The 14,379-nt window shown below is 47.7% G+C and carries 14 protein-coding genes; 3 read left to right on the top strand and 11 right to left on the bottom strand.

Going from position 1 to position 14,379, the window contains the following annotated elements; genetic code table 11:
* Nucleotides 1-119: 119 nt before the first annotated feature.
* Nucleotides 120-842 (bottom strand): SIMPL domain-containing protein, encoded by a 723-nt coding sequence (locus FPG75_RS21800; RefSeq protein WP_143309904.1) that lies wholly within the window; start codon nucleotides 840-842, stop codon nucleotides 120-122.
* A gap of 185 nt (nucleotides 843-1,027) precedes the next feature.
* Nucleotides 1,028-4,399, bottom strand: coding sequence for a transcription-repair coupling factor (gene mfd, locus FPG75_RS21795; RefSeq protein ID WP_143309902.1), 3,372 nt, complete (start codon nucleotides 4,397-4,399; stop codon nucleotides 1,028-1,030).
* Between the two features lie 143 nt (nucleotides 4,400-4,542).
* Between mfd and FPG75_RS21790 the strand changes: the two genes are divergently transcribed.
* Nucleotides 4,543-5,262 (top strand): ferredoxin--NADP reductase, encoded by a 720-nt coding sequence (locus tag FPG75_RS21790; protein ID WP_143309900.1) that lies wholly within the window; start codon nucleotides 4,543-4,545, stop codon nucleotides 5,260-5,262.
* A gap of 160 nt (nucleotides 5,263-5,422) precedes the next feature.
* On the opposite strand, the gene FPG75_RS21785 is transcribed toward FPG75_RS21790, so the two are convergent.
* The 8 genes from FPG75_RS21785 to FPG75_RS21750 all read right to left on the bottom strand — a co-directional run bounded on the left by FPG75_RS21785 (nucleotide 5,423) and on the right by FPG75_RS21750 (nucleotide 11,589).
* Entirely contained in the window at nucleotides 5,423-6,850 is a 1,428-nt protein-coding gene (locus FPG75_RS21785) for a glycine--tRNA ligase (RefSeq protein ID WP_143309898.1), read from the bottom strand.
* 80 nt (nucleotides 6,851-6,930) lie between these two features.
* Entirely contained in the window at nucleotides 6,931-7,869 is a 939-nt protein-coding gene (locus tag FPG75_RS21780) for a YihY/virulence factor BrkB family protein (protein WP_143309896.1), read from the bottom strand.
* 11 nt (nucleotides 7,870-7,880) lie between these two features.
* The gene (locus FPG75_RS21775) at nucleotides 7,881-8,207 is read right to left on the bottom strand and encodes a nucleotide pyrophosphohydrolase (protein WP_143309894.1); all 327 of its coding nucleotides are present in this window, start codon (nucleotides 8,205-8,207) and stop codon (nucleotides 7,881-7,883) included.
* Between the two features lie 58 nt (nucleotides 8,208-8,265).
* Entirely contained in the window at nucleotides 8,266-8,751 is a 486-nt protein-coding gene (locus FPG75_RS21770; RefSeq protein ID WP_144695892.1) for a hypothetical protein, read from the bottom strand.
* Between the two features lie 20 nt (nucleotides 8,752-8,771).
* The gene (locus FPG75_RS21765; protein ID WP_143309890.1) at nucleotides 8,772-9,230 is read right to left on the bottom strand and encodes a hypothetical protein; all 459 of its coding nucleotides are present in this window, start codon (nucleotides 9,228-9,230) and stop codon (nucleotides 8,772-8,774) included.
* Nucleotides 9,231-9,256: 26 nt separating this feature from the next.
* Nucleotides 9,257-9,703, bottom strand: coding sequence for a hypothetical protein (locus FPG75_RS21760; protein WP_143309888.1), 447 nt, complete (start codon nucleotides 9,701-9,703; stop codon nucleotides 9,257-9,259).
* Nucleotides 9,704-9,763: 60 nt separating this feature from the next.
* Nucleotides 9,764-10,216: a D-aminoacyl-tRNA deacylase gene (gene dtd, locus FPG75_RS21755; protein ID WP_143309886.1), complete on the bottom strand. Its 453-nt coding sequence runs from the start codon at nucleotides 10,214-10,216 to the stop codon at nucleotides 9,764-9,766.
* Between the two features lie 26 nt (nucleotides 10,217-10,242).
* The gene (locus FPG75_RS21750) at nucleotides 10,243-11,589 is read right to left on the bottom strand and encodes a hypothetical protein (RefSeq protein ID WP_143309884.1); all 1,347 of its coding nucleotides are present in this window, start codon (nucleotides 11,587-11,589) and stop codon (nucleotides 10,243-10,245) included.
* Nucleotides 11,590-11,702: 113 nt separating this feature from the next.
* On the opposite strand from FPG75_RS21750, the gene arfB reads away from it, so the two are divergent.
* Complete coding sequence (gene arfB / locus FPG75_RS21745) at nucleotides 11,703-12,104, top strand: alternative ribosome rescue aminoacyl-tRNA hydrolase ArfB (protein ID WP_143309882.1); 402 nt, start codon at nucleotides 11,703-11,705, stop codon at nucleotides 12,102-12,104.
* 20 nt (nucleotides 12,105-12,124) lie between these two features.
* Nucleotides 12,125-13,654: an oligosaccharide flippase family protein gene (locus FPG75_RS21740; RefSeq protein WP_143309880.1), complete on the top strand. Its 1,530-nt coding sequence runs from the start codon at nucleotides 12,125-12,127 to the stop codon at nucleotides 13,652-13,654.
* 68 nt (nucleotides 13,655-13,722) lie between these two features.
* Here FPG75_RS21740 and FPG75_RS21735 read toward each other — a convergent pair whose 3' ends face one another.
* Nucleotides 13,723-14,361 carry an MBL fold metallo-hydrolase gene (locus FPG75_RS21735; protein WP_143309878.1) on the bottom strand — a complete coding sequence of 213 codons (639 nt, stop codon included), beginning with the start codon at nucleotides 14,359-14,361 and terminating at the stop codon, nucleotides 13,723-13,725.
* Between the last annotated feature and the right edge of the window lie 18 nt (nucleotides 14,362-14,379).

The raw sequence follows: 14,379 nt of genomic DNA, 5'->3' as shown, positions 1-14,379 counted from the left end.
AGAGTTGAAAGTGTTGGGTGAGAAGTACTGGATACCCCAATCTTTGTTCAGCAGGTTGGTAAGGTTCACGATATCGTAAGTAAGCGTGATCGTGTGGAAACGTTTACCAGCTTTGATGTTCAGGTCCCGAACACCGTTCTTACTTCTGCACGGATTTTAATTGTTTTGAAACTGATATCAGATTCAGCGGCGCCGCCCACGGCATCAGCAGATTTGTACATCGCTACATTGCTCATGATGTTGCGGTTGAAATCGGAGTAGTTATCAGTGCTGATCTCTGTTATTTCAATAACGTTGTCGATCTTGTTGCCAATAGCTTCCAGCATATATTCTGCTTTTGCCTTAGCTGCCTGAACTGCTTTGATCTTCACCTGCTTGCGATATTCTTCCATTTTGCTGGAAGTATAAGATGCCACTTTCACATTTTCGATACCATCTGCATCCACGGCGGCAAGCACCTGGTTGATCTTGTCCAGCTTGTTCAGCTTCAGGCGGTATTCTTTGCGGGCCATAAATTCCTGCGGTTCTTTCTTCTTGCGGAGATACCAGATCTCATAATTGTTGCCGTATACATTTTCGATAGTGAAGTTCTCTTTCGGAATACCGGCATCGCTTACGGCTTTTTCCAGTTGTTTTTCCAGTGTGGAGATATCCACTTTTGTTTTGTTCTTGTTGAGATATTCACGCAGAGAGATATTGAGATAGATTTCATCCGGCGTAATTTCCATTTCAGCAGAGCCGTTCACTTCTATTTTCTTTACGGGCTGTTTGCTATCTATCGTTTGTGCAAAGCTGCTCATGGCTACGAATAATCCTGCGGCTAATAACATTACCTTTTTCATGTGTCGAAGTTTTACTGATAAAATATTTTTGTTTCCGTTTTGATTTACACCCTCATGATGCATGAGATAAAAGCGATTCCATAAAAATTTGAGGATTTATTTATTTTCGATGTAAGAATTTAAATAACGATATAATAGCTAAATAGTTACAAATAGCTAAATAATAAAATAAATAAATAGCAAAATTATTTTCTGCTGTCGGTGATACCTTTGAGGAAGTTGTACAGGTCATTCATATGCCGGATACGGGATACCACGAGCATGAAATTTTTACCTACTTGTTTGAGTTTGGCGTTGTTCGTACGGGTTTGGATATACGTTAATATATGGTTGAACGTAGGAGATTCGAAGTAGGGAGAATCCGGGTTATTGATAAAATAGCAGCGGAGGTTTTCTTCTTTGAGCATCATTTTCTCGAAGCCTAGCTGGATGGCCATCCAACGGCAGCGGATCATGGTAAGGAGTTCCTTCACGGGTTCAGGCAATGGGCCGAAACGGTCTGCCAGCTCGGTTTCGAAGGCTTGCAGCCTGGTTTCTTCGGTGATATTATCCAGCTCCTGGTACAGGTTCAAACGTTCCTGGATGCTTTCTATATAAGTATCTGGTATGAGTATTTCGAGGTCTGTATCGATGGTACAGTCGCTCACGAAATCTTTCTTTTCTTCCAGTTGTTCTTTAAAGAGATCGCGGAATTCGTTTTGTTTCAGTTCGCGGATGGCTTCATCCAGGATTTTCTGATACATATCGAAACCTATTTCGGCCATGAAGCCGCTTTGTTCGCCTCCGAGGAGGTTACCGGCGCCACGGATATCGAGGTCGCGCATAGCGATCTGGAAGCCGCTTCCGAGCTCGCTGTGTTGTTCCAGTGTTTGCAGGCGTTTGCGGCTATCGGCCGGCAATGTGCTCATAGGCGGCGCCAGCAGGTAGCAGAAAGCCTTTTTGTTGCTACGGCCTACACGACCGCGCAGCTGGTGCAGATCACTTAACCCAAAGTGATGCGCATTATTGATGATGATGGTATTGGCATTGGGGATATCCACACCGCTTTCCACGATGTTGGTACATACCAGCACGTCGTAGCGGCGGTCGATAAAATCGAGGATCACCTCTTCGAGTTGGTGGCCTTCGAGCTGGCCATGCGCCGTAGCGATGGACAGATCAGGACAGAGGCCCTGGATGAGCGCCGCCATTTCAGCGAGGCCTTTCACCCGGTTGTGAATAAAGTATACCTGGCCGCCACGCTCTGTTTCGTAGTAGATGGCATCGCGGATCAGGTCCTGGTTGAATACGTGCACTTCCGTTTCAATAGGCTGACGGTTAGGCGGCGGCGTATTGATGATAGACAGGTCGCGGGCTCCCATGAGCGAGAACTGCAGCGTTCTTGGGATAGGCGTTGCCGTTAGTGTGAGCGTATCAACGTTATGTTTGAGTTGCTTCAGTTTTTCTTTGGCGGAAACACCGAATTTCTGTTCTTCATCGATCACCAGTACGCCCAGGTCTTTGAACTTCACTTCCTTGCCGAGCAAGGCATGCGTGCCGATGATGATATCGATCTTTCCTTCTTCCAGTTTTTTGAGCGTCTCTTTTTTCTCTTTGGAAGATTTGAACCTGTTGAGATAATCCACGGTACATGGAAAATCCTTGAGGCGTTCGGAGAATGTTTTATAGTGCTGGAAAGCGAGGATGGTAGTGGGTACCAACACGGCGGCCTGTTTGCCATCCACGATGGATTTGAAGGCGGCACGAACGGCTACTTCTGTTTTACCGAAGCCCACATCGCCACACACGAGGCGATCCATGGGTGAGGGCGATTCCATATCGCGTTTCACATCGGCGGTAGCCTTGCTCTGGTCCGGCGTATCTTCGTAGATGAAGGATGCTTCGAGCTCCGTTTGCAGGTAGGTATCGGGGGTATGTGAAAACCCTTGCTGGGCCTTGCGTACAGCGTACAGCTGTATGAGGTCTTTGGCGATATCCTTTACCTGTGTTTTGGCTTTTTCTTTCAGCTTGTCCCAGGCATCGCTGCCGAGTTTATTCACGCGGGGCTCTACGCCTTCTTTGCCGGTGTATTTGCTGATCTTGTGCAGGGAGTTGATATTTACATACAAGAGGTCGTTGTTCTTGTAAATAATGCGGATGGCTTCCTGCATTTTGCCGCCTACTTCAATCTTCTGCAAGCCGCTGTACACGCCCACTCCATGATCGATGTGGGTAACGTAATCGCCGGATTGCAGCTCACGCAGCGTTTTCATGGTGATCGCCTTGTTCTTGTTGTAGGCTTGTCGCACCCTGGATTTGTGGAAACGCTGGAAGATCTGGTGATCGGTATAGCAAACGATTTTAAGCGCGTGATCTATGAAACCGTGGCTGATGGCCACTGGTATGGGATAGAACACGAATGTTGCCTTGAGGTCTTCGAAGATACTGCGCAAACGTTCGAGCTGGCGCGGGTTATCAGCGAATATAAAAAGTGAATATTTATTGTTGTTGTGACTGGTGAGATCTTTCAGCAGGAGTTCGAACTGACGGTTGAACACCGGTTGTTCCTGTGTATCGAAAACGATCGTATCGGAACGGAAACCATTTTCTGAGAGCCAGTCTTTGTTACCGAAAACGATGGTATGTCTTTTCAGCAGCTGATCCAGCAGGGTGGCGGCTTTCACGAAATCGTCCGCTTTGATTTCCATCTCTTCATCTTCATCTATCCTTACCTTCTGTCCTGATTGCAGGAAATCGTCGAGGCGTTCTTCCATTTGTTCCACTACGCCTTTGACATAGCCGGGATCCTTCATCCATACGATGGTATTTTCCGGGAGGAACTCTACCAGTGAGGATTTGGTATGATCGGCGGCGCGGGTGTCCATATTGGCGATGAGCGTTACCTGCGTGAGTTTGCGTTCGCTCAGCTGTGTTTCGGGATCGAAGAGACGGATGGAGTCGATATCTTCACCAAAAAGCTCGATGCGGTAAGGTTTATCATTACCGAAAGAGTAGATGTCGAGGATACCGCCTCTCAACGCGTACTGGCCGGGTTCGTATACGAAGTCGGTATAATGAAAGCCCCATCCTACGAGTTGTTCGAGGAGGGCGTCCACTTTGAGCACGTCGCCTACTTTGAGCTGCACCATATTGGCGCTGAAAGCCATGCTGCCGGCTACTTTCTCCCACAGTGCTTCGGGATAGGTAACGAGTACCTTTTTATGCACGGAGGGTCCGGAGAATTTCATCAGCGCTTCTGTACGCAGCATACTGTGGCTGCTGTTCAGGTCTGTGAACTGACCGGTTTTCTTGAAAGAGTCTGGGAAGTAGAAGATATCAAGTGCCTGGGAGAGTTGTTCCAGGTCGTTTTGAAAATAGGCTGCCTCCTCTTTATCGTTCAGGATAAAGAGATGGTTCACATCTGCATGCGCCCAGGTGCTCACTGCCACAAAATTTAATGCACTCCCACTCAGGGACGAAAGCTGAAAGTATTGTGGGGTGGGTTGTTGAAGCCCCTTCACCAGCGTCTGCAGGCGATGATCACGTTGATAAAGTTGTAATACAGCCTGTAAATTCATGAAGGATGCAAAGATAAGGAAGATTTGAGAATTTACGGATTTACGGATTTACGGATTTGTGGCATCCGCGACAAATCCATAAATCCGAAAATCAAGAAATCCGAAAATTTTTAATTAAATTCAGATGGTTAAACCTTCCCACCATGAATGATCATTGGTACACCGGAATTGTTACTAAAATTGTGGATGCCACCTATAACACCCGGCGGTTCTGGATACAGATACCGGAAGTGACGCAATTCGATTTCAAGCCGGGGCAGTTTGTTACCCTGGACCTGCCCATCCACGAGAAGAAGAACAAACGCTGGCGCAGCTATTCCATCGCTTCTCACCCGGATGGTACCAATGTAATAGAGCTGGTGATCGTATTATTGGAAGGCGGCGCCGGCAGCACTTACCTGTTCAATGAAGTGCGGGAAGGTAGCGAGCTGCTGCTCCGCGGCCCGCAGGGCGTTTTCGTACTGCCGGAACCGTTAGACAAAGAACTGTTCCTCATCTGCACCGGCACCGGTATTGCACCTTTCCGTTCGATGAGCCAATATATGCGGCTGCATAATATCCAGCATGCACCGATCAACCTGATATTCGGTTGCCGTTATGAAAAAGACCTGCTTTATGCAGAAGAACTGAAACAGCTCGAGGCCGAGTGGCCCGGGTTTACGTATATCCCTACGCTCTCGCGCGAAGAAAACTGGCAGGGGCATAAAGGATATGTGCATGCCATTTATGAATCCATGTTGCACGATCGCCGGCCCGCTAACTTTTTCCTCTGCGGCTGGAAAGCCATGATAGACGAGGCCAAGCAGCGTATCCAGGCTATGGGGTACGACCGGAAATCTATTCACCAGGAATTGTATGGTTAGGAGTGCGAATAAAAAAATTACCCTTATTTAACGCGAAGACCAATTCGAAGATCATATGATCTTTGCGATGGTAGCCCTTGAAGCGCTTTGAGCGCTTCAAGGGCTGGGAACCGAATTGGTCTTCGCGTTAAATAAGGGCAATCTTTCTATCAGTGAGTTGCTAGAATATCTTGTTCATCACCAATTGCTTCACATCGGCCATGGGTACACGTTCCTGCTCCATGGAGTCGCGGTAGCGGATGGTAACTGTACCATCTTCTTTGGTCTGATGATCGATAGTTACACAGAATGGCGTACCAATCGCATCCTGGCGGCGGTAGCGTTTTCCGATCGCATCTTTTTCTTCATAGAAGCAGTGGAACGCAGGCATGCAGCTGTTCATCAGTTCACGCGCCAGCTCCGGCAGACCGTCTTTTTTGGTGAGCGGGAAGATGGCTAATTTAACCGGCGCCAGTTTCGCAGGCAGTTTCAATACTACGCGGCTGTCGGGCTTTTCGGGCGTGCTCAGGTCCTGCTCTTCGTAAGCATTGCAGATTACGAGCAGGAACATACGATCCAGGCCGATAGAGGTTTCTATCACATAAGGTACGTAGTTCTGATTGATCTCTGTATCGAAATATTGTATCTTCTTTTTGCTGTAGAGCTGATGCTGGCTCAGATCGAAATCTGTGCGGGAATGGATACCTTCCACTTCTTTGAAGCCCATTGGGAAATCAAATTCAATATCTACCGCAGCATCGGCATAGTGCGCCAGTTTCACGTGATCTTTGAAACGGTATTTGGAAGGATCGGTGCCCAGGCTGAGATGCCATTGCATACGCTCTTCCTTCCATTTCTCATACCACTCTTTCTGTGAGCCGGGACGGATGAAGAACTGCATTTCCATCTGTTCAAATTCACGCATACGGAAGATGAACTGACGGGCTACGATCTCGTTACGGAATGCTTTACCGATCTGCGCGATACCAAAAGGAATCTTCATCCTGCCGGTTTTCTGCACATTGAGGAAGTTAACGAAGATACCTTGTGCCGTTTCGGGACGCAGGTATATTTCGCTGGCTTCATCAGTAACGCTACCCAGCTGGGTGGAGAACATCAGGTTGAACTGACGAACATCTGTCCAGTTAACGGTACCGCTTACACTGCATTTTATTTTATTCTCTTCAATTAATGTTTTGAGCCCGGCGAAATCATTTTCTTTCAGCAGTTCGTCCATCCTGGCCAGCAGGGCGTCGCCATCGGCCTGTGGCAGCGTTTCTGCATACCCTTCGATCAGGTGATCTACGCGATAACGTTTCTTACTGTCTTTGTTATCGATCATAGGATCGCTGAAATTATCCACGTGGCCGGATGCCTTCCAGGTAGTAGGATGCATGAAGATGGCAGCATCGATCCCCACGATATTTTCGTGCAGCTGGGTCATGCTCTTCCACCAGTAGTCCTTGATATTCTTCTTCAATTCGGAGCCGTATTGACCGTAATCGTATACAGCACTGAGTCCATCATAAATTTCGCTGGACTGAAAAACAAAACCGTATTCTTTACAATGCGAAATGATCGCCTGGAATTTATTCTGATCTGTAGACATAGTGGCGCAAAGATAAAGGCCTAATTTGAAAATATGGATTTAAATATTTTTGTATTTGTATGATTTTGGTATTTTGAGATTTAGCCTTCTGTCACCCTTTGTTCTTCTTCATGGGTTACTTCTATCTGTTTGATAAATACGGCGTATTCATTGGGATAGATACGGGAACCAAAATACTGTACATACACCCGGGTGAACACCGCTCCGAAATACAGGATGGCGGCGGAATAGTACACCCAAAGCAAGATGATCACGATGGAGCCGGCGGCGCCATAGGTGGAAGATACCTTGCTGGCGCCAAGATAATAACCGATAGCGAATTTCCCCAGCATGAATAAAATGGAGGTGGTGACGGCGCCTACGGTTACATCCCTCCACTTGATACGCGCATCTGGCAACACTTTGAAGATAATGGCAAACAAAACAGTGATCACCACAAATGTGATGATGATATTGGTGATGTATACCGTTACGATCTCCAGTTGCGGCAAAACGGCCAGGAGGCGCTCGTTGAGCAGTTCCATCAGCCCGTTGATGGCCAGCGACACCAGCAAAATAAAGCCCATGCTCACTACCAGCGAGAAGGAGAGCAGGCGGTTGAACAACATTTTCAGCAAGCCATTCTTTTTAGGTTTGGCTTTGAGTCGCCAGATGTAGTTAATAGAATCCTGTATCTCTGCAAACACCCCGGTACCGCCGATGATCAGTGTCACGAAACCTACGATGGTGGCCCAGCTCACGTCAGTGGAGAGGGTGGCGTTGCGGATCATTGCCTGTATCTGGATGGCGGCATCGTTGCCTACCAGTCCGCGTATCTGTCCGTATACACTGCCTTCTATCGCTTCTTTGCCCAGGAAGAGATCACATAAAAAGATGATGATGATGAGCATGGGGGCGATGGAGAAGATCGTGTAATAGGCCAGGGCCGCGCTTAACTTCAGTACTTTATCGTCAATGAAATCACTGCCGGATTGCTTCAGCACCTGCCAGTAGATCTTTATCTTGGAGGGTTTGTTCATTTTACTGCTGTTTATTTCAACTTGTCGTTACTGGTATGCCTGGTAGCGTCGCGGATATTTTTCTTCTCGAAATTTTTCTCGAGGGCCACGGTCATATCAATACCGGTTTGGTTGGCAATGCAGAGCAGTACCCACATTACATCGGCGAGTTCATCGGCGAGTTCTTTTTTGGAGTCACTTTCTTTGGAAGACTGATCACCATATTTGCGGGCCATTACGCGGGCTACTTCGCCTACTTCCTCTGTGAGGATGGCCATGTTGGTGAGTTCGCTGAAATACCTGACACCAGTGGTATTGATCCAGTGATCGATTTTTTCCTGCGCTTCGTTAATGGTCATGGATAACAACGTTTTTATTATCCTAAAGATAACGAATGCCGGAAAACATTGGTAGTTGCTATTTTACGAGTATGTTAACAGCGCCGGTCCTATCTGGTTGCAGGTCTGCCGGTTTATCGTCGATTTTTACGACGGTGGCGGAAAAATCGCAGCAATCCTTTGGCTTCAAAGCCATGCCCAGTGCGAGTATGCGGGCTTCCTGCCCGGCCCTGCCGATGCGCAGTGGCAGAGGGGCGGGGTATGCGCTGTATCCCAACAGGTTGCCTACGCTGGCATAGAAATAACCATCATTGCTTAAAGAATCCACTACGGCGGGTTTCAGCCGGAGGTTCCCTGCCAGGGCCAGGGTAATGCTATCGGGGCTGATGGAGGCATTGCTGCCAAAGGTGAGGTTATGCCCGTTATCATCCACCAGGCGGAATTTGAAAGGGCTGTTGATCGTCAGGCATTCTACCCTGTCGCAGTTGCTGCCGGATTTGTTTTTCTTTTTACAGGCAGTGAACAGCAGCACGCCCAAGAGGCTACAGACAAGTGTTTTGAGCATATGCATATTATTATGATGTTTTAGTTGAGGCTGAAAAGGACATTAACGCGCCCGGTGCTATCTGCAAGGATGGGGGTGGTATTGTCGTTGATCCTTACATAAATAAGCCGGTGCTCACAGCAGGCCACCATCTTCCAATAGTTGGCTACGGAGAGCACATAGTGTTTCCCGCCGGTGTTGATCAACAGGGTGTCGGGGGCGCCGTTGAAGGGCAGGTGCATGAAACCGGCCGGGGCGGCGGGAGGGCCGGCCCAGAACACTTTCATAGAGTCTGTACCAAATTTGTAAAAGATACTATCCGGTTTGATCTTCGCGTGAGCGCCGAATACGAGGTTATCGCCGGTGTATTGATCCATCAGGCTGAAATATCCTTCTGTGACCATGACGTCGCAGTCGCAGCGCGGTTTTACTTCTTCTTTTTTTGATTTGCAGCTACATAGCATTACGATGATCAAACAATAAATATGGTTGCGTTTCATATACGTGGAGAGTTTAAAAGTGTGTACTAATTAAGGTTGAAGGGGATGTTGACGCATCCAATGGAATCCGCTACCAGCACGGCGGGATCGCCACCGGCTATTGCAGTGCTTAAACGTACGCCACATTCAATGGCTTCGCTGCTAAGCGCCAGGGGCAACACATAGTATTTGCCTCCTGTGGTAATTAAAAGGGTATCGTGTCCGCCGAAAGAAGGCAGGTATATCAGATCGCCGGGCTTCATCAGCTGTACGCCTATAGAGTCTTTTACGTTTATCCTGATATGGATACTATCCGGGCTGATCTTCGCATGAGCGCCAGATACCAGGTTGTCGCCTGTTTTTTTGTCGATCAGCCGGAAATAACTCCTTGTGATGGGTTCATCACATTTAGAGAAAGGTTGAACCTCTTCTTTTTTTGACTTGCAGCTACATAACACAGCGAGGAATAAACAATAGATCAGGTTGCGCATCATAATATAGGTGATTTATTATGAAACGTTGTCCTCCTGCTAAAGTTACCTGACAAGTTGAGGCTACTCGCGGTGCTGGGAATCAATGATGATGGTAACGGGGCCATCGTTGAGCAGTTCCACCTTCATATCGGCGCCGAAGATCCCCCGCTCTATACGGGTTCCAAGATCCTGCTCCAGTTGCGCGATCATCTTTTCGTATAGTGGTATGGCTATATCCGGCTTACTGGCACGGATATACGAAGGGCGGTTGCCCTTTTTGGTGGAAGCATGTAAAGTGAACTGGCTGACCAGCAAAATATCTCCATGCGCGTCTTTCACGGAAATGTTCATCACGCCGTCATCGTCGTTAAAAATGCGCAGGTTCACGATCTTGCTGCTCAGCCATTGTATATCTTCTATTGTATCTGCGTCTTCAATACCCAGCAACACCAGCAATCCCATCTGGATAGCGCCGGTTACATTGCCATCTACTGTAACGGATGCACGGCTTACGCGCTGTATAACTGCCCTCATGCTGAAAAGATAAAAAATTTGTTTGATTATGCCGGCACGCGATTGGCCAGCGGCGCTGCCAGCGCATCTTCGCCACTCAGCTCCGCATGGAATGTTTCCATGAGGAAATAAAAGAGCATGTACGCATAGGTAGCAAACAGGAACACCCCTTGAAATATGCCACTGTAATTGCGAATGAGCAATATCACAAATACATTGAAACCGACAAGTATATAAATAAACGCTTTAAAACTCGTACCCAGTGCCAGGAAACAGAGGCTCGCCAGGCTCAGCACGATTGCCAGACCGATCATATATCCATTCAGATAACCATAGCCGGCGTTCATTACAAACGCACAACGAGCCAGAGCTGCCAGAATAGCGACAATGAAGGTCACTACTTTGGCGGCCGTTTTGCGGCTGTACAAATATATCATCGCATTTTCTTCTATGGATTGACTACGTTCCGGACTACATAAGGAGATGATGAGCGCGATGATATTCAATCCGGGAATATAGTGCAACACATAAAAAAGATCATTGGCGATGTGGATGGTAAGGCTGCGGGCCACTACCACATTACGCAGGAAATAAGCTGCCAATACCAGCCAGCAAGCGGATACTGCAGCATTTATCAGTACCAGGGGCACCTTTTGACCAAAGAACACGTCGGTACCCTTTCTGAAAAGAATCAGGTAGCAGCCATTGATGGCGTAGTTCAACATCAGCATGGCGCCCATGATGATAAAAAGCATTACAAGCGACAGCAAGGCAAATTCCGCTTTGCCGAGTACCTGTATCTTTGAGCGTAACTTATTGATATAACCAGGTATATTCAGATAATTCTCCAGAAAGAACAGGGCGGTATATAACTGGAACGCATATACTATTGTATAGAGCCCCGAGGGGATAGCCAGCGGTGTATCCGCCGAACCAGGGAAGGGCGCCAGTATGAAGTAGATCTGCCATACTGCTTCCGGCATAAACATCAGTATAGCAGTCCCGATAAGAATCAGTGGCCATTTATGCGTTGTATTTACCAGAAAATACCTGGCTGCTATTATCATCAAAAAACTGGTCCGTAAAGGAATCTGTAGGCCCCCTACATTGATAATGCTGCTAAAACCGAGATACAATGGCAGCCATGTCAATACAAAGACGGTCAGCGACGAGATGCCCAACAACGCGAGCCCTTTGGCAGGCCCCCTGCGCACTCCCAGTTCCCATGAAAGTAACAGGATCGACATGACGCTGTAGTTAATCGTTCGTAAGCTCATTCCCACCATTGATTCCCTGGGGAAGAGGAAAGCCACCACATTGAGTAAGAGGGCAGGTAGTATAGGTATCCAGGCGGTTTTCAGGACGCGTTGTTGTTCTTCAGTAAAATAGACCATGGTTCTGTTGGGTACAAATGTGATGAATGTGCTGTAATAATAGGCATTTTAATCTGGCAATTTAATAAATTGCCGTTCGTTCTTCTTTTTAATATTATTAAAATACAAATATAATGCAAATAGATGTTACCACCGAGATCCAGTTCCGCACGGCCCGCAGCGGCGGGAAGGGCGGACAAAATGTGAACAAGGTGGAAACGATGGTGGAGGGTTATTTTGACGTGATGGCATCTGCTTTGCTGACGCCGGAACAGCAGCAGGTGGTGATGGAGAAGCTGGCTAACCGCATCAATGCAGAAGGACAGCTGCTGGTGAAATCACAAACGGAACGCACCCAGTTGGGTAACAAGCAAGAGGTGATCCGCAAAATTAATACTTTGCTGGCGCAGGCGCTTATTCCGCGGAAAAAGCGCGTGCCCACCAGGCCATCCAAAGCGGCGAAAGAGAAACGGATACAATCTAAAAAGCGCCTGTCTGAAAAGAAGCAGCAGCGCAGAGGCGGAAAGTTTGAATAAATTTGTAAAAAATTACGGCATTGAGCATCAAGAAACTGGCAGGACAAACGATCTACTACGGTTTGAGTAACATAGTGAGCAAGCTGCTCAATTATTTCCTGACGCCGTTTTACCTGGGTATTCTTACCCGGGCGTCGTTCGGGGAGATGTCCAACGTATACGCCTATATTCCTTTTGCCAATATTGTATTGACCTACGGCATGGAAACGGCCTTCTTCCGCTTTGCGAAGAAGGAGAACGAGCGGCATGTGCTGGGTACTTCCATGATCTCCCTGTTATTGTCTACCATCAGCATTACCATACTGTTACTATTAATGCGGGGACCGGTGATCAATTCCTATGCAGGGGAACTGGCGGGCCTTGCCGGGCATCCGGCGTTCTATACCTATGTGGTGCTGATCATGGCTTTTGACGCGCTAACGGCGATCCCCTTTGCCCAGCTGCGACTGGAAGGAAGACCGGTACGTTATGCCGCTATTCGTATAGCCGGTATCGTTACCACTATTTTCTTCAACGTATTCTTCCTTGTCATATGTCCGAAACTATATGCCGCCGGGCATCATTGGGTGCCGGATGTATTGGGCAGTAATAGCCAGACAGGGTATATCTACCTGAGTAATATGCTGGGCAGCGCGATCACGCTGGTGCTTTTCCTGCCTCAGCTGCGGAGCATTGAGTGGAAGTTTGACGGCGCCCTCTGGAAACAGATGCTCCGTTATGCGCTGCCGCTTATTGTTGTGGGGATGGCCGGGATGGTGAACGAAACCTTTGACCGGGCCTGGTTTCTGCCGCAGTTCCTGCCCGGCAATGATATGGAAGCCAAAAAAGAGATCATTGCCTTATACAGCGCCAATTACAAACTGGCGATCCTGATCACTATGTTCATACAGGCGTTCCGGTTAGGGGCGGAGCCTTTCTTTTTCAAACAGGCGGAAAGTGAGAACCCGCAGCGGGTATATGCCCGTATCATGAAGCTGTTCGTGATGTTGCTCTGTTTGATGTTCCTCTTTGTGAGCCTGTATCTCAACGTATGGAAAGTGTTCCTCCGCGTGCCTTTCTATTACCAGGGCATGCGCATTGTGCCGGTATTGCTGCTGGCTAATATGTTCCTGGGGATCTATTATAACCTCACGATCTGGTTCAAGCTCACGGACCGTACCAGTACCGGCGCCGTGATCACGATCATTACAGCGGTACTGGCCTTTTTGCTCAACTGGTGGTGGATACCGTTCATGGGCTATTTCGGCGCTGCGCTGGCCACGATGGTATGTTACTTTGTGCAGATGGTGGTTTGCTATGTGTGGGGCCAGAAACATTATCCCATCCCCTATCATCTTCCCAAACTCATTACCTACATGGGTCTGGCAGTTATCACCTATTATGTTTACAATTGGTTAAACAGCAGGTGGCTCTCGCCGGGGGATATCTATGCGCTGAAACCCGCATCGCTGGCGGTGGCCACGCTGTTATTTGCAGCCTATGCCTGGTTCATTTTCCGCATGGAGAAAAAAGAATTTGCACGAATGCCATTTATAGGGAAATTCATTTGAGAATTTACGGATTTGAGAATTTACGGATTTAGGGATTTAAATCAAAAAATCCGTAAATTCTTAAATTCTCAAATCAAAAATGGGTTGTATTTCTTTTCAAAGCCAATAGTCGTAGCCGGGCCATGGCCGGAGAATACGCGGGTATCATCGGGGAGGACAAAGAGCTTTTCACGAATGCTGCGTAACAGCGTCTGGTGGCTGCCTCCCGGCAGGTCGGTGCGGCCGATGCTCTGGTAGAATAATACATCCCCGGCGATCACGAAACGCTGGCTGGCGCAGTAAAAAGACACACTGCCCGGAGAATGGCCAGGGGTGAACAATACCTCGATCTCTTCTTTACCGAATAAAATCTTTTCGCCTTCTTCCATGAAACGGCCGGGTAAGGGCGAAGGCTCAAAAGGCAGGTTGTACATGGCGCCCGCCTGCGGGGAACGCTCCAGCACTACCTCTTCCAGCTTGTGAATCTCGGGGCGTACCTTGTAAGTGTCCGATACCAGTTTATTTCCGAAGATATGATCGAGATGGCAGTGGGTATTCAGCAATCTTGTAACATTTAACCCTTCTGTTTGTATATATTGTAATAATTCTTTTCTTTCGTCCTGAAAATAACAACCCGGGTCTATAATTATACATTCCTTTTTTTCGTTAATAAGCAGGTATGTGTTTTCCTGCAGCGGATTAAAGGTGAATTGTTGAATTTCGATCATGTTACCCGATTTTTAGCT

Origin of the sequence: Chitinophaga vietnamensis, from assembly GCF_902167635.1 — a bacterium.
Classification (GTDB): domain Bacteria; phylum Bacteroidota; class Bacteroidia; order Chitinophagales; family Chitinophagaceae; genus Chitinophaga; species Chitinophaga vietnamensis.
Note: the sequence above shows the minus strand (reverse complement) of the source record. Positions and strands in the feature narration are given on the sequence as shown.

Excerpts from the sequence above, each read along its gene's own strand:
- FPG75_RS21800 (WP_143309904.1), bottom strand. The coding sequence starts at position 842 with ATGAAAAAGGTAATGTTATTAGCCGCAGGATTATTCGTAGCCATGAGC.
- mfd (WP_143309902.1), bottom strand. The coding sequence starts at position 4,399 with ATGAATTTACAGGCTGTATTACAACTTTATCAACGTGATCATCGCCTG.
- FPG75_RS21790 (WP_143309900.1), top strand. The coding sequence starts at position 4,543 with ATGAATGATCATTGGTACACCGGAATTGTTACTAAAATTGTGGATGCC.
- FPG75_RS21785 (WP_143309898.1), bottom strand. The coding sequence starts at position 6,850 with ATGTCTACAGATCAGAATAAATTCCAGGCGATCATTTCGCATTGTAAA.
- FPG75_RS21780 (WP_143309896.1), bottom strand. The coding sequence starts at position 7,869 with ATGAACAAACCCTCCAAGATAAAGATCTACTGGCAGGTGCTGAAGCAA.
- FPG75_RS21775 (WP_143309894.1), bottom strand. The coding sequence starts at position 8,207 with ATGACCATTAACGAAGCGCAGGAAAAAATCGATCACTGGATCAATACC.
- FPG75_RS21770 (WP_144695892.1), bottom strand. The coding sequence starts at position 8,751 with ATGCTCAAAACACTTGTCTGTAGCCTCTTGGGCGTGCTGCTGTTCACT.
- FPG75_RS21765 (WP_143309890.1), bottom strand. The coding sequence starts at position 9,230 with ATGAAACGCAACCATATTTATTGTTTGATCATCGTAATGCTATGTAGC.
- FPG75_RS21760 (WP_143309888.1), bottom strand. The coding sequence starts at position 9,703 with ATGATGCGCAACCTGATCTATTGTTTATTCCTCGCTGTGTTATGTAGC.
- dtd (WP_143309886.1), bottom strand. The coding sequence starts at position 10,216 with ATGAGGGCAGTTATACAGCGCGTAAGCCGTGCATCCGTTACAGTAGAT.
- FPG75_RS21750 (WP_143309884.1), bottom strand. The coding sequence starts at position 11,589 with ATGGTCTATTTTACTGAAGAACAACAACGCGTCCTGAAAACCGCCTGG.
- arfB (WP_143309882.1), top strand. The coding sequence starts at position 11,703 with ATGCAAATAGATGTTACCACCGAGATCCAGTTCCGCACGGCCCGCAGC.
- FPG75_RS21735 (WP_143309878.1), bottom strand. The coding sequence starts at position 14,361 with ATGATCGAAATTCAACAATTCACCTTTAATCCGCTGCAGGAAAACACA.